This window comes from Candidatus Lernaella stagnicola (assembly GCA_030765525.1).
Classification (GTDB): domain Bacteria; phylum Lernaellota; class Lernaellaia; order Lernaellales; family Lernaellaceae; genus Lernaella; species Lernaella stagnicola.
In genome coordinates, this window is record JAVCCK010000046.1 from 88,235 (window position 1) to 102,501 (window position 14,267).

12 protein-coding genes are annotated in these 14,267 nt (G+C 62.2%); 6 read left to right on the forward strand and 6 right to left on the reverse strand.

The genetic code is table 11. The features are described from left to right. Nucleotides 1–11: 11 nt before the first annotated feature. From P9L99_21730 to trmD, 3 genes are all read right to left on the reverse strand, one after another. Nucleotides 12–2,537: a bifunctional YncE family protein/alkaline phosphatase family protein gene (locus tag P9L99_21730; protein MDP8225996.1), complete on the reverse strand. Its 2,526-nt coding sequence runs from the start codon at nt 2,535–2,537 to the stop codon at nt 12–14. Nucleotides 2,538–2,708: 171 nt separating this feature from the next. Continuing rightward, the gene (rplS, locus tag P9L99_21735) at nt 2,709–3,056 is read right to left on the reverse strand and encodes a 50S ribosomal protein L19 (protein ID MDP8225997.1); all 348 of its coding nucleotides are present in this window, start codon (nt 3,054–3,056) and stop codon (nt 2,709–2,711) included. 67 nt (nt 3,057–3,123) lie between these two features. After that, on the reverse strand, nt 3,124–4,224 hold the full coding sequence (gene trmD / locus P9L99_21740) for a tRNA (guanosine(37)-N1)-methyltransferase TrmD (GenBank protein MDP8225998.1): 1,101 nt from the start codon (nt 4,222–4,224) through the stop codon (nt 3,124–3,126). A gap of 148 nt (nt 4,225–4,372) precedes the next feature. Here trmD and P9L99_21745 point away from each other — a divergent pair, with 148 nt between their 5' ends. The 6 genes from P9L99_21745 to P9L99_21770 all read left to right on the forward strand — a co-directional run bounded on the left by P9L99_21745 (nt 4,373) and on the right by P9L99_21770 (nt 11,320). Continuing rightward, entirely contained in the window at nt 4,373–6,325 is a 1,953-nt protein-coding gene (locus P9L99_21745; protein MDP8225999.1) for a zinc-ribbon domain-containing protein, read from the forward strand. Beyond that, on the forward strand, nt 6,322–6,636 hold the full coding sequence (locus P9L99_21750) for an aspartyl/glutamyl-tRNA amidotransferase subunit C (GenBank protein ID MDP8226000.1): 315 nt from the start codon (nt 6,322–6,324) through the stop codon (nt 6,634–6,636). The genes P9L99_21745 and P9L99_21750 overlap by 4 nt, the downstream gene beginning before the upstream one ends. Continuing rightward, nucleotides 6,633–8,018 (forward strand): Asp-tRNA(Asn)/Glu-tRNA(Gln) amidotransferase subunit GatA, encoded by a 1,386-nt coding sequence (gene gatA / locus P9L99_21755; protein ID MDP8226001.1) that lies wholly within the window; start codon nt 6,633–6,635, stop codon nt 8,016–8,018. The genes P9L99_21750 and gatA overlap by 4 nt, the downstream gene beginning before the upstream one ends. 64 nt (nt 8,019–8,082) lie before the next feature. Then, nucleotides 8,083–9,525: an Asp-tRNA(Asn)/Glu-tRNA(Gln) amidotransferase subunit GatB gene (gene gatB / locus P9L99_21760; protein MDP8226002.1), complete on the forward strand. Its 1,443-nt coding sequence runs from the start codon at nt 8,083–8,085 to the stop codon at nt 9,523–9,525. Between the two features lie 16 nt (nt 9,526–9,541). Then, entirely contained in the window at nt 9,542–10,180 is a 639-nt protein-coding gene (locus P9L99_21765) for a hypothetical protein (GenBank protein MDP8226003.1), read from the forward strand. A gap of 9 nt (nt 10,181–10,189) precedes the next feature. Next, complete coding sequence (locus tag P9L99_21770; GenBank protein MDP8226004.1) at nt 10,190–11,320, forward strand: hypothetical protein; 1,131 nt, start codon at nt 10,190–10,192, stop codon at nt 11,318–11,320. A gap of 64 nt (nt 11,321–11,384) precedes the next feature. Here the strand turns inward: P9L99_21770 and P9L99_21775 are convergent, their stop codons facing one another. The 3 genes from P9L99_21775 to P9L99_21785 all read right to left on the reverse strand — a co-directional run bounded on the left by P9L99_21775 (nt 11,385) and on the right by P9L99_21785 (nt 14,091). Continuing rightward, nucleotides 11,385–12,191, reverse strand: a complete 807-nt coding sequence (locus tag P9L99_21775; protein MDP8226005.1) for a hypothetical protein — start codon at nt 12,189–12,191, stop codon at nt 11,385–11,387. A gap of 302 nt (nt 12,192–12,493) precedes the next feature. After that, nucleotides 12,494–13,078 carry a hypothetical protein gene (locus P9L99_21780; GenBank protein MDP8226006.1) on the reverse strand — a complete coding sequence of 195 codons (585 nt, stop codon included), beginning with the start codon at nt 13,076–13,078 and terminating at the stop codon, nt 12,494–12,496. Between the two features lie 26 nt (nt 13,079–13,104). Further along, the gene (locus P9L99_21785; protein MDP8226007.1) at nt 13,105–14,091 is read right to left on the reverse strand and encodes a hypothetical protein; all 987 of its coding nucleotides are present in this window, start codon (nt 14,089–14,091) and stop codon (nt 13,105–13,107) included. Nucleotides 14,092–14,267: the final 176 nt, after the last annotated feature.

Below are 14,267 nucleotides of genomic sequence, written 5' to 3' on the forward strand. Positions count from 1 at the left end.
GGCGCCGCCGGTTATTGCTTCGTGTGGCCGACTTTCAGCACGCCATCAGCGACGAGTTCCTTGATCGTCGGCAATCGCTCGCCGTTCCACAAACCGGCGCGGCGCGCTTCCTGCATCATCCACTCGGCGGCGGCGCGGTATTCTCCAGCGTCGTCGTCTTCGTCCTCATCCTCGTCAACGTAGTAGGAATCTACAGAAAACTCCGCCGGCCAGCGCTCTCCCGGCCGCATCACGGACCAGACGATTTCGCCCAGTCGCTGCACCTGGTCGGGCGCGTCCCATCGTTGGTTGCGCGAGTAGTCGGCCAAGGCGAGGCCTGCCGGGTTGTACTCAAGCGGGACGGGGTTGGGCACCGCGTCGTAGGGCGTCATGTCGGTGTCGGTCGTGAAGCAGTCGTACATCGGGCTGGTGTGCTCGTCGTAGACGGTCAGCGGCGGCAGGCCGAAGATCATCTCGACGGTCATCCAAATCGAGGGCATGGAATACAGCACGCTCGAAATGTAGCCGCGCTTGGCGTAGGGCGAGGCGACCAGGGCGATCGTGCGGTGGGCATCGACGTGATCGATGCCGGATTGCGGATCGTCTTCCGTGATGATGATAGCCGTCTCGTGCCAGTAGTCGCTGTGAGTGATGTACTCGACCAACTTGCCCAGGCCCGCGTCGTTGTCGCCGACGTAGTAGGGAATCGTTGGTTCCCCTTCGTCCGAGCCGTTGGTGTGGTCGTTGGGCAGGCTAATGTAAACGAACTGCGGCCAAATGCCGGCCTCCATCTCCCGGATGACTTCGTCAGCCTTCGTCTCGTCGGATACGCCCAGGTTCCAGAAGCCGTATTTCAAGTCGAAATAGGGAAGCAGGTCGGGCGTGTCGCCGATCGTGATCACCTGCCCGTACGCCCGGAACGTGACGTCGTTTTCGTACATGTGGCGGAAGATGCTGCCCCGCACGCCCTGCGCGGCGGGCTCAATGTTCGTCAATGGATAACGGCTGCTGCTGCTCATCATGCGCGCCCGCTCCATGTAGTCGTTGGAGTACATGAGCGTCGACCACATGTGGCCCTGCACGCTGGCGTCGGCCTCGGAGTAGTAGTTATCGCAATTCGTGAACTGCTCGGCGAGCTCGTGCGTGTTGGGCGTGATGCCCGCGCCGAATTCGAGAAACGCCGGCTCACGCTCGCCGCCGGGGATGTCGGACAACACCTGATCGTAGGTCTTGTTCTCTTTCATGATGAACACGACCCGCTTGATCTGCGTCGAGGGCACGCCGCGCTCGGTGGGGATGGGGCTGTCGAACATCTGGGTTTCCCAGAACAGCTCCGTGCGCGTCAGGTTGTCGGTCACCTGCTGCGTATAATCGGCCAGTTCCGACGGCGTCGGCAGCGCGATTTTCTGCAGCGTGCCGGTTTGGTTCACGCCCCAACTCGGCGTGTCGGTCGGGATGCCGCCGCCCTTGCCGTTGGTGACCAGCAGCGCATCGCGCGCCTCATCCAACGCCACGGTGGTCGGGTAATAGCCTGTCGGGATCGAGCCGAGCCGCTCGCCGCTTTCGGTATCGAAAACCACCACGGCGTCCAATCCGGCGCAGACGACGTACAGCGTGTCGCCGTCGCTGCTCAACGCCAGATCGACCGGGCTGGCGCCGGCCATTTCAGCGGCGCGGTACACGTCGAGCGTCGCCGTTTCGGTGCGCGAGGCCACGTCGATGACACTGATGGTGTCTTCGTCGCTGTTGGCCGCATACAGCGTGCCGCCGTCCGCCGACAGCGCCAGCGACTCCGGATGAAACCCGACTTGGATTTCGGCCGACCGCTGCGCCGTTTGCAAGTTGACAACGGTCACGGTTTCGTCGCCCCAATTGGCGGTGTACGCCTCGTGGCCGTCAGGCGAAACGACGACATCAACGGGATACAAGTTCGTCGGCGCGTGCGCTTCCATCAGGCCGTCGTCCAGATCGACGATCTGCAAACCGGCGCCGAAGGAACTGGTGACCAGCAGCTTTTCCTCGTTCGGAACCAAGGCCAGATTGGCCGGCAGCAGCATGCTCGGGATATCCCGCACGTGGAACGCCTCGCCGGCGACCAGATCGTATTCCATCACGCGCTGCCGCTTGCCGCCCGAAACCCATAGCTTATCGCCCGCGGCGTTGGCCGTCAGACCGAAGAAGGGGGCGGAGACGACCACGCGTGAAATCTCGTCGAGGGTGTCGCCGTCGAAAATCGTGAAGCCGCGCTCGTCGCCGCGCATCGTGATCACGACCAGGTTGCCGTCGGGAAGCACGATCACGTTGCCGGGGAAAGCCTGCGTGGCGCGAATCTCACCCACGGGCGTGATCGCGCGGCCGTTGACCATGATGATGCTCTGCTCATCGCCCACATCGCCGGGACGAGCGAGGGCAGCGGCGGTCGGCGACGGCGGCGCTTTGCCGTCGATCGCGGCGGCCTTGGCGGCGTTCGTTCCATCGGCATCCACCGGAGAGTCCACCGGCTGACAGGCAACGGTCACCACCAGCCACAAAACAACTAATACAGCAAATCGACGCATAAGCTTCCCCTTGGCTAAAAATAGCTCCGCGCCATCCTATCAAAAGGTCGCACCGCCGCAAAGAGACGAATCACCGCCCGGAGGCCGGTCGCCGCCGGCGCAAAAAGGCGCTTAAGCACAAAAACTCCCCCACCGAAGTGGAGGAGTCGTGGTACTCGTTGCGTGTCGGACTTACCAGTCCCGCTTTTCTTTGATGCGAGCCGCTTTGCCGCGCAGATTGCGCAGGTAGTAGAGCTTCGACCGGCGAACATCGCCGCGCCGCACCACTACCAGGCCATGCAAGGCGGGCGAAAAACACGGAATGACGCGCTCGACGCCGATCCCGTAACTGACCTTGCGCACCGTGAAGCTGGACCGCGATCCGGCATTCCGCTTGGCGATCACCACGCCTTCAAAGGGCTGCAAGCGTTCTTTCTCGCCTTCCCGGATTCGCAAATTCACGCGCACGACATCCCCGATGTTGAATTCCGGGAGATCGCTACGCGTTTGGCTTTTTTCAAATGACGCTATCACGTCCATGGCTCATGCTCCTGACCATACAAGGGCCCAAAAAGAGGCGTAAATATGCTCAATCATAGGGTCTTTGTCAAGCGCTTTTTTCCGGGGAGGCAAAGAGCCGATCAAGCCAGGCCACCAACGCCGCGGGCGTTTCGCAGACCCTTTCAACGGCCGGAGCCGCAAGTACCGCCCCTTCCGGAGACAAACCGCCGAAGCTGACCACCAGCGGCTTCTCGCCGCCGATCAGCCGCCGAATCGCTGCCGGGGACTCTTGCCCCGCCGCCGCTTGCGACGCCACGTGAACCCACAGATGATCCGACCAGCGCCGCGCCGCCTTGGCCAGCGACCCCCAAACCTTCATGTCTTTATTTTCACTCGACAATCTCTCGCGAAACGCCGCGTCCTCGACCGCCAGCCCGATGCGCCCGACGCCGTACATGCGCTGCACCTCGCGCAACCAATCCGGCGAAAAGCGCTGCGGATCGGCGCTGACCAGCGTTGTGCGTTCGGCCAGCGCCGCCCCGATGAGGTCGGGTCGCCGCGCCGCCGTGCGCCGTTGCGCCTGCTCGCGCCGCCATTGGTCGATCTCGCGGTGGTTGCCCGACCGCAGCACCGGCGGCACTTCCCAATCACGGAAAACCGGCGGCCGGGTGTATTGCGGGTACTTGAGCCCCGCGCTGAAAGTGTCGGTTTCGACCGATTCGCTGCGCCCCACCACCCCCGGCAGCTTGCGCGCCACGGCGTCGATCGCCACCAGCGCGGCAGCCTCGCCGCCAGTCAGCACGTAATCGCCGATGGAAAGCTCTTCGTCCACCAGGTGCTCGGCCACGCGCTCGTCGACGCCCTCGTAGCGGCCGCAGCAAAACACGAGCGCTTCTTCGCGGGCCAGGCGGCGGGCCCCGGCGTCGTCGAGGGTGACGCCTTGCGGGGAGAGCAGCACGACGCGGCAACCGGGTAGGTCGTGCCGGGCGGCTTCGATGGCGGAGGCCCAGACGTCGACTTTCATCACCATGCCCGCGCCGCCGCCGTAGGGTTCGTCATCGACGGTGCGGTGGCGGTCGGTGGCGTAGCCGCGCAGGTCGTCGGTTTCGATCTCGACCAAACCCCGCTCGGCTGCCTTGCTCAGCAGGCTTTCGCCCAGGCAGGAGTCGAAAAAACCCGGAAAAATGCTGATGATCCGTACCTTCATAACCGCCTTTCATGCCCTCGAACGTGCTACGTATACCGGTTTTTACCCACCGCGGCAACAGATTCGGTTGACGGCGCGCGGTGAAACGGTAGATTATGGCGCAGGTTCGGTTCCTATTTTGGTTCGGCGTTTGGTTGGGAGTTTATTGATGAAGGCAACATGCCCGATTTGCACCGCGACTTACCCCATTCCCGATGAGGTGCTGCGCGGCAAAGAAGCGGGGCTGCCGGTCCGCTGTAAAAAATGCGGCGCGATTTTCCGCGCTTATGAAGACGAACGGCCACCCACAATCCAATCCCCGCCTACGGCCGCGCCCTGGTCGGAAGGACTCGTGGGCCCCACGGACATCGAACCGGATATCGAAAAGCCATCCATCCACAACCTGGAACCCTCCGCCCGCGAAACCAGCGGCGCGCGCCGGGTGGTGCGATCGACTTACATCGACCGGCCGATTCCCGACCTCGACCGCCCCCCGCGCAAACCGGAACCGCCTGAGGTATCCGAATCCTCGTGGGACGATCACGGCGAACTGCCCGACCTGGTCGACGAGCCCGCGCCGTCGGCCGAACCCAAGGCGCCCCCCGAGCCGGTCAAACCACCGCCCCTGGATGTTCCGCCGCCGCCGCCCAAGCCCTCTCCCCTGTCTTCGAAATCCGAGCAGTTGGTGATGACGGATCTCATCCCACCCGAGCGCACTGCCGCCGAGGAACCGCCGCCCGAGCCGGAACCGGAGCCGCCGCGTGTCGAAACGCCGACTCCCGAGCCCACGCCGCCCGCGCCCCCGGAACCCGAACCGAGCGCGGAGGAAGTCACGTTCGAAGAAAGGTCGCCGGAACGCGAGCCCGACTTTTACATCGACGACGAGGATTTCGCCGAGCCCGAAAGGCCGTTTGGCGCCGACCTGTTCCCTGACGAGGATGATGACGACGACATCGACATCCACTCCGATGAATTCCTGCAGATACGCCGCTTCGGCACGATCTCGAAAAACACGCAACTTCTCCTTCTCGCCGCCGTGGCGCTGGTGGTTGTGTTGTTGGGGTACTACTTTCTGACGGTGACGCGGCAGGTGGACGACGCCCACGTGAACCTGGCGGCGCGCGATAAGGATTCCGCTGCCTCGCACGAGGAAAGCCGCGCCAAGCTCGACTACCGCGGCAACTACCTGCGCGGCCGCCGTTGCGCCGAAATCGGCACCGAGCCCGCCTACAAAGAAGCCCTGGCGCTGTTCGACGCCGCGTTGCGCGTCCGGCCGGATTTCGTGCCGGCGCTCGCCGCCAAAGCGATGACCCTTGGCATGCTCGCGGCGCAGTATGGGCAGACGGCGAAAGCCGATCCGGCCTGCGCGGCGGCCAAGCAAGCCATGGAACGCAACGACACCTTTGCCTTCACCCAGCGGGCGCAGGCGGCGTGCGAGATGGCGTCCCATCGGCTTCCCGAGGCGCAAAACGCTCTGCAAGGCGCGTTGGCCGCTGCCGAAGGTGACGACCACGAGGACGCCGAAACCAACTACGTACTGGCGATGGTGTATCTAGCGCAGAACAACGCGGGCCAGGCGGCTGCGACGCTCGACACGGCAATTTCGCAGAACCCGCATCATTTCCGAATCCTGCATCTACGCGCCGATCTCCACGCGCAAAAGGAACAATGGTCCGAGGCGATCGCCCTGGAAAAGCAGGCCCTGGCGTTGTTGGACCCCGAGCACCCGGCGCATCTATCCGCGTTGCGGCAGACCAAGGAACGGTTGGCCCAATGGGAGAAGGGCAGCAAAGCGGTCGCCCTGACCGAGCCCACACCCAAACCGGTCGAGCCCGCGCCCGTGCCCACGCCCGTGCCCGCGGTGAAGGACAAGCCACCGGTGGCCAACTCGATGGCCCAATGCCGTTCGGCGCTCAAGCGCAGCGACTTCCAGGCCGCGATCGCGGCGTGCTCGGAGGCCCGCAGCGTCAACTCCGACGCCTACTACTTCCTGGCCGCCGCGTATGAAGCGACCAGCAATCAAGCGTTGAGCAAGCAGAATTATCAATCGTATCTCCAGCATCGACCGAACGGGCGTTACGCCGGCGAGGTGCGTTCGATTCTGGGCTACTCGAGGCCATGAGCGAGAAGCGACCGGTCGACCAAACCCTCATCGAATACATCGCCGCTTTGGCTCGTCTGAACGTATCGCCGGACGAATTGGCCGCCCTCACGCGCCAAATCGCCGACATCCTTTCTTACTTCGCCAAGCTCGATGAACTGGATCTCCCCGGCGACGAATCCGCCCCCGCAGCCGCGTCGCCGCCGCGCCCGCCCATCCACGAAACAGCGCGCCGCGACGATTTTCAGACCGTGCTTGCAGCCTTGGCGCCGGACTCGGCCCCGCCCTACGTGCGTGTGCCGCGGGTTATCGACGCCGAGGACGATTCGTGACCACCGTCGACTGGACGCTGCGCGGGATGATCCAGGCCCGCCGTGAAGGCCGCGTCACCAGCCGCCGCCTCGTGGAAGACGCGCTGGCCCGCATCGCGGCGGAAAACCCCATGCTCAACGCGTGGCTCAGTGTCGCGACCGAGGAAGCCCTGGCCGCCGCGGACGACATCGACCGGCGAGCTGCCGGCGGCGGGCATTTGCCGCCCCTGGCCGGGGTGCCGCTTGGCATCAAGGACAACCTCAACGTGCGCGGTCAGCCGGCGCGGGCGGCGTCGAAAATCCTGGGCGGCTACGTCGCGCCGTATGAATCGACGGTCACTGCACGTCTGCGTGAGGCCGGGGCGATTTTGCTGGGCAAAACCAACCTCGACGAATTCGGCATGGGAAGCAGCGGCGAGTTCAGCGCGTTCGGACCGACCCGCAACCCGTGGGACCACCAGCGCGTGCCCGGCGGCAGCAGTTCCGGGTCGGCGGTCGCGGTGGCGGCGCGGCATGTGCCCGGCGCGCTGGGCACCGACACCGGCGGTTCGATTCGACAGCCCGCGAGCCACTGCGGCGTGGTGGGGATCAAACCGACGTACGGCCGGGTGAGCCGCTACGGCCTGTTCGCCTACGCCTCCAGCCTGGACCAAGTCGGCCCCCTCGCCCGCACCGTGTATGACGCGGCGCTGTTGCTGCAAACCATCGCCGGCCCCGACCCGCGTGACGCCACCAGCGTCGACGAGCCGCTTTCGGACTATGTCGCCGCCGCCGGGCGTGGTGTGGACGGCCTGCGACTGGGCGTGCCGCGCGAGTATTTCGGGTCGGGTATCGCTCCGGATGTGGCGCGCGCGGTGCGCGAAGCGCTCTCCCTGCTCGAACGCCACGGCGCAACGTTGGTGGAAGTTTCGCTGCCGCACACCGAGGTTTGCGTGCCGGTCTATTACCTGCTCGCCGCAGCCGAGGCGTCCGCCAACCTGGCTCGCTACGACGGCGTGCGCTACGGGCACCGCAGCCCGGCGTCGCGGGACTTGTCCGCTCTGTACGGCAACACCCGGGCGGAAGGTTTCGGGCCGGAGGCGAAGCGCCGCATCTTGCTGGGCACCTTCGCGTTGTCGGCCGGGTACTACGACGCGTATTACGGCAAAGCGCAAAAAGCCCGCGCGTTGATTCGTCGCGATTTCGAAGATGCGCTGGCCGGGGTGGACGCGTTGGTCGGCCCCGTCGCGCCCGAAACCGCCGTCCGTCTGGGCGAGCGCGTCGACGACCCGGTGGCGATGTACCTCTCAGACGTGCTGACCATCGGCGTCAACCTGGCCGGGCTGCCCGCGCTGAGCGTCCCGCGGCGGGATTGCCCGTCGGCCTGCAGATCATCGGCGCGGCGTTCGACGAAGCCACGGTAATCCAAGTCGCCGGCGCGTACGAGTCGCTGGCCGGGCTCGACCTGCAACCGCCGGAGGCGTCGCCGTGAGTTGGGAGATGGTCATCGGCCTGGAAGTGCACGTGCAATTGGCCACGGCGACCAAGGCGTTTTGCCGGTGCCCGAACCGTTTCGGCGACGAACCCAATCGCAACGTCTGCCCGGTGTGCCTGGGCCTGCCCGGGGCGCTGCCGGTGGCAACGCGGGACATGGTCGAACAGGGCGCGCGCCTTGCCCTGGCGCTGGGCGCCGATGTGCGGGAGCATTCGGCCTGGGTGCGCAAGAACTACTTCTATCCGGACTTGCCCAAGGGGTATCAGATCACCCAATTCGAGTTCCCGCTGGCCGTCGGCGGCGAGTTGCCGCTGCGCGACGGGGACGGCCGCGTGACCGCCGTCGGTCTGGAGCGGCTGCACCTGGAGGAAGACGCGGGCAAGCTGCTGCACGGCGAGGGCGACGCGGCGGATTTTAGTTTCGTCGATTTCAATCGTTGCGGCGCGCCGCTGGTGGAAATCGTCTCCCGCCCGAACCTGCGGCGACCCGAGGACGCGGCGTCGTTCCTGCGCGAATTGCGCCGGCTGGTCGTGCGCCTCGGCGTTTCGGACGGCAACATGGAAGAAGGCTCGCTGCGTTGCGACGCCAACATCTCCGTGCGGCGTCGCGGCGAATCCGCTTTTCGAACGCGAGCGGAAATCAAGAACCTCAACTCCTTTCGTTTCGTCAAGCAGGCTCTCGAGTTTGAAGCGAAGCGGCAGATCGACGTCTACGAAAACGGCGGCCGCGTCGTGCAGGAAACCCGGTGGTTCGACAGCCGCCGCGGCGTTACGCACTCCATGCGCTCGAAAGAAGAGGCGCACGATTACCGCTATTTCCCCGAGCCGGATTTGCCGCCGCTGGTGCTCGACCGCACGAGGATCAACGCCTGGCGCGAGGCTTTGCCGGAACTGCCTTGGCACATGCACGAGCGCTTTGTGCGACAATACGGGCTGTCGCATTACGACGCCGCGCTGCTTAGCGACGACGCCGAGGTGGCGGCGTTTTTCGAGGAGGTCGCCACGCAAGCCGATCCAAAGCAGGCCGCGAACTGGATCAACGGCGAACTGGCGGCCGTGTGGAAAGCCCGCGACGGCGGACCGGCCAAGGGACCGATCAGCGCGGCCGACGTATCCGAATTGCTGAATTTGATTGCCAACGGCGCGATCAGTGGCAAAATTGGCAAAGACGTCCTGGCGGCAACGGTCGCCGGGGAAGGCAGCCCCGCGCAGGTCGTGCGGCAACGCGGCTGGATGCAGATCCGCGACGTCGATACGCTGCGCAAAATCATTCGTGAGGTGCTGGCGGCGCACCCGAAGCAGGTGGCCGCGTACCGGGCGGGAGAAACGAAACTGCTGGGCTTTTTTGTGGGCCGGTTGATGGAACGCACCGCGGGCCGGGCCAATCCGCAATTAGCCAACGAACTCATCGCCGCAGAGTTGCGGGAAACCGATTGATCAATGGGAGGGCGCAATGGTTTGGCGTAAAACCACGATGCTACTGATCGTCACGATATTCATGCTGGGCTTGGCGATGCCGGCTGCGGCGGCCAAGAAAAAGAAGGGCAAAAAGAAGCGGCCCGATCGCGTCGAGCAACAGGATCCCTGGGCCAATCGCTGGGGGCTGTCGTTCGGCGGCGGCGGCGTGAGTTCCTCGGCCGGGTTCGGATTCGAAGGCCGCGTCGGCGTCACGTACTACATCAACCGCTACTTCCACCTGACGTTGTCGCCCGGCTTCGGCACCTACCCGATTGATTACGACAGCCCCGACGGCACCGAAACGACGTACATCAAGTACGTGCCGGTCGACCTGTCGCTGATCGTCACGCCGATCCGCTTTAGCTCCTTCTCGCCGTATTTCGGCCCCGGCGTCGGCGTCACCTATTTCTGGTGGACGGAAAAAGTGCGCGACCCCGACGACCCGAAGGAAACTATCGACGAAGACCAAAACGAAACCCTCTACCCCGGCTTCCTCACCGCGGGCGTCAGTTCCTCGGTCGGCGGACCCTTCGTGCTCAGTGTCGGCGTGACCTACACGATCCCGAACTTGCAGGAATTCAACACGGATGACGGCTACCTGACCTTCGGTTTCGGCGGCGGCGTCGTGTTTTAGGACTTCGATATGCGCTGGCCCTGGTCCCAAAAGAAAGACGACTCCGCCGTGGCGGAATACGTTAAGCAACGCCTCGTGGAACTCATTGCCGAACTGCGGGGCATCGATCCGTCCCAAGCGGAGGTCGCCTACCACCTGCCGTTGCTGCAGCGGATCATCACGCTCTTTCTGGAACTGGGTCACGTGTACGAAAAAAACGGGCAGGCCCGCGACGCGGCGCAGGTCAAGGCGCAGGCCGCGAAGTTCATGCTCGTCTTGCCCGCCCGGCAGGAAATCAACCACTGGGCCGTCGCCAAGGATCTACTCGGCCAAGCGATTGAAGCGCTGACCGAACAGGACGACCCCTCGCTGCAACTGGCCGACGCCCACATCGTGCGGGCCGAGTATCTCACCCGCGAGGCGGCGCAAACCGCCGGTGCCCCGGATCGAGGCGCGCGACGCGATGAAGCCAAAAAGCACCTGCTGAGCGCGCTGGAAATGCTCGGCGTACTTGCCCCTGACGCCCCAAACAAAGCGGCCGAACACCTGTCCATTCAAACCGCCGACCTCTACAACAAACTGGGAAACCTGGAAAAGGCCCGCGCCCTGGACGCCCCCCCGGACGCCGATCGACATCTGCGCGCCGCCCTCGAATATTTCACCGCCGCGCTTCCCCATTGCGCAGCCGGCAAGTCCGACGACCTGCTGGCGCTGACCGAAAACAACCTCGGTTCCGTGCGCGTGATGCTGGTCGGTGACCGGGCCGACGAAACGGCGCTGCGGGAAGCCGGCGAGCATTTCCAGGCGGCGTTGCGCGTGCTGGACCGCGCCCGCCAGCCGCATCTCTACTCCATGATCCACAGCAATCTCGGCGAACTCGCCCTCGCGCTCCACGAGTCCGCCGGTCGCCGTAAGTTTGAATTGCTGCAAAGCGCGCTCTCGCACTTCGGTGAGGCGATGCCGGGCTTCCCGTCGGAACAATTCCCGCAGCAGTATGCGAAAATTCTCTACGGCCAAGGACGCGCGCTGGCCGCGATGGGCCAAAAGGACGAAGCCCGCCGCTCGTTCGAAGAAGCCCTGGAATTCAGAGACCACCTACCCGACGCCGGGCGACAGATCAAAGAACGCCTCCAACGCCTGTCATCCCGCGAACCGGGCTGAGCCTGGCCCCGAAACCGCCTGCACCGCACGACGTGGTTGCATCAACGACCGCTCCCGTTGTCTTCTACTCGGTGATTTCACCGAGAAAATTGTCGAGGGTGACCGTACCACCATAGCCTTCGGCTGACGTTTCCATCACGCCGAAATACGAAAACGGATTCTGCCCCCCGGTCAAAAAGTCCATGTCGGCACATAGAGTCGCGTCACCGTCTAAAAGTACATCAAAGGTCTCATCAGCGATATGCACAACGACCGTTGCCGTATGCCAGGTGTCGTAATCCGCCACTCCACAATTCCTTCCGCTGGACGACCCTTTAATATATGCGAGAACGTAACCGTTGGGGGGCTGCATTTCAATTATCACTTCTTCCGTCGTGTTGATTGAGCCCTGTTCGTAGAGCCCGAAAGCAAAATAGGCCCCGTCCGCGGGCATAAAATCGAACTCGACAGAAAAATCGGCGTCTATGGATTCATACTGATAAAAGTACTGAACGATATCACCTTGCGCCGTCCCGCCTTGAACTTGAAGAGCTTGTCCGCCGCCGTCTTTTCCAATATCGACAATTTCCATCCTACTGGCCCCATCTTCCCTTCCCTTTTCCCAATCCGGATGATCAAGATAACCTAATTCATAGTCTTCGAAGTCAATTTCAAATATCGGTAACGGCGCGTCGTCGTCATTGTTGTCATCGTCATCATCATCGTCGATTGGTGTGAAAGTATCATCGTTGTCATTGTCGTCATCATCGTTGCCATTGTCGCTACAACCGTTGACACTCCAAACGATAATGAGACTAACCAACACAATTAGGCTGAAGATAGATAGAACCCTAAGACTACGGGTAAAGGTCGGATTTCCGAAGGTACACATCAACTTAGCCCTCCCATGTTATTTCATATTTCACAGCACACCGATCAGAAACTCACGAAATTGCTAAACGCATGAACCAACAAGAGCCGATGTTCGTGCCTATAACGACGTGCTAACACGCTCCGTCCGGTTGGTGCCACATATCACCGTGCAACCACCCTGCATCCATCATTGTATTGCTGTTTCTATGAGCAATACAATGTCAACATATATTTAACATCCGTTATTCCACAGAATCCATTCCCTCCTTCTCGCACGGATCGTTATCGTCGGTTATCTCAGAAATTCAGAAAAACAAGTGGTCAATAGTTTCCTGCTCCAACGAAATGCTCAATGGCGATGACAAAAGCGACAAAAAACGGAAGAGGCTCCGGTAATATAGTGTCGCCGTCGTCGTCATCGGGATCGTCGCCTTCCTCCTCCTCTTTCTTTTTTTCCCACTCTTTGTGCGCAGCGGACCACTCATTGAATGATTCCGCAGCGTCGCTCACCGCTTTGAATTTCGAAAACGGGCTCGAATATGGCCCTTTGAACATATTAAAGAAATCATACATAAACTCGGCAGCTTTGCCCCAAGGGTACCCCCCGCCTGCGCCGTAGACGCCGCTACGAAAAAGATCCAACAGTTTTTCAAGGTCGGGAAGGTAATTTCCGTTTGGTAGGACAAAGCCTTCACCGACAATGCCTAAGTCTACCGATTCAATCGGCGCGTCCCGAAGCGAGTCGTCGATTTCGATTTGCGGCTCATTTCGTATGAGGCTGCCTATCATCTGCGAAACAAAGTTCCGCAACGCCGCCTCATCCATGTAACCGCCCTCGCCACCCACGGTGAGCGGCAAAAGTTTTTTCGTTTGCGATCCATAGGAAAGCGGAATGTAATTCTTCATTTTTTATCTCCTGTGAATCCCTTTGTCTATTTCAGCAACGTAACGCCTTCACCCGCGGCGCCGCGAAACTGCTGCTTCGCCGGCATCGTTACGTAATCCCCCTTCTTGTTCTTGGTCCTGAAACTCATCAGGCTCGCGCCCTGCAGCACCGACGCCGACTCCAGCACCACGCCATAGTAATTCGGCGGCAAGACATCCAGGTCGTTCGTGATCTCCACGCGCGAAACCGACAAATCCCACGGGTTGATGTCGCCGCTTTTCACAAACACATAACTGCTCCCCACCGCCTTGATCGCCGCGAAATCCGTCTGCCGCGGACTCGTCGTCTTGATCTGCAGCGTGTAATAATCGGTCGGCTTCTCGCCCCACGGCGCGATGTACACGTGGCTGTTCACCAGCGCCCATACGCCGGTAATATACGGATTGACGATGTACACGTCGCCCATCAGGCTCACCGTCGAATTCGCGTACGCCACCACCGGCAGCGGCATCGAATCCAGATAACAATTCTCCAGCGTCAGCCCGCCGTAGCCGTTGGCAAACGCCATCGCGTCCTCACCCTCAAAGCGCGAATACGCCACGAGCACGTGCGCCATCTCCTGCGAGGTCAGCTTGCCCTCGAACTCCATTCCCAAGAAATCCACGACGCTGTCGATCACCGTGATGTCCATCGTCAGCACGCAGGGCTTGTCGTCGGCGGTGATGTCGAAAATGCCCGTGGCCGGCGTGGCGTTGAAGGGATCACCGTCCGCGTCGTCGTAATTGCTTTGCGTCCAAATCTCCGGCTGGATCGTGAGGCCGGCGTCCGCACCCAGCGGGCGGATACCGCGGATCGTCACCTCTTGCGTGTATTCGGCGGTCGTGCCGGCCTTGAGGTGGATCGTCGTCTGGTCGTTCACCACGCCGGTGATCAAATCGATCGCCGCCTGCAAATGCTCTTTGGCGTCGCCCCAACTGGTGCCGCCGTTGGCGTCGCTACCCGAATCCGCGTCCACGTAATAATCAGTCGCCATGAAAAAAACTCCTTGTGTCGATGAAAAAAAGCCCGCGGACCGCTGCCGGTGAAAGGACTCGCTGTCGAAAAATCAGGTGGGAAATCTACGTCGCGCCGCATCCAACAAAACCCATTCTACCCCCCCCCTATATAAAATCAAGGGCGGGTCTATCACCTATTTTAATTATTCGTATA

Coding starts and splice junctions, on each gene's coding strand:
- P9L99_21730 (MDP8225996.1), bottom strand. CDS start 2,537: ATGCGTCGATTTGCTGTATTAGTTGTTTTGTGGCTGGTGGTGACCGTT.
- rplS (MDP8225997.1), bottom strand. CDS start 3,056: ATGGACGTGATAGCGTCATTTGAAAAAAGCCAAACGCGTAGCGATCTC.
- trmD (MDP8225998.1), bottom strand. CDS start 4,224: ATGAAGGTACGGATCATCAGCATTTTTCCGGGTTTTTTCGACTCCTGC.
- P9L99_21745 (MDP8225999.1), top strand. CDS start 4,373: ATGAAGGCAACATGCCCGATTTGCACCGCGACTTACCCCATTCCCGAT.
- P9L99_21750 (MDP8226000.1), top strand. CDS start 6,322: ATGAGCGAGAAGCGACCGGTCGACCAAACCCTCATCGAATACATCGCC.
- P9L99_21765 (MDP8226003.1), top strand. CDS start 9,542: ATGGTTTGGCGTAAAACCACGATGCTACTGATCGTCACGATATTCATG.
- P9L99_21770 (MDP8226004.1), top strand. CDS start 10,190: ATGCGCTGGCCCTGGTCCCAAAAGAAAGACGACTCCGCCGTGGCGGAA.
- P9L99_21775 (MDP8226005.1), bottom strand. CDS start 12,191: ATGTGTACCTTCGGAAATCCGACCTTTACCCGTAGTCTTAGGGTTCTA.
- P9L99_21780 (MDP8226006.1), bottom strand. CDS start 13,078: ATGAAGAATTACATTCCGCTTTCCTATGGATCGCAAACGAAAAAACTT.
- P9L99_21785 (MDP8226007.1), bottom strand. CDS start 14,091: ATGGCGACTGATTATTACGTGGACGCGGATTCGGGTAGCGACGCCAAC.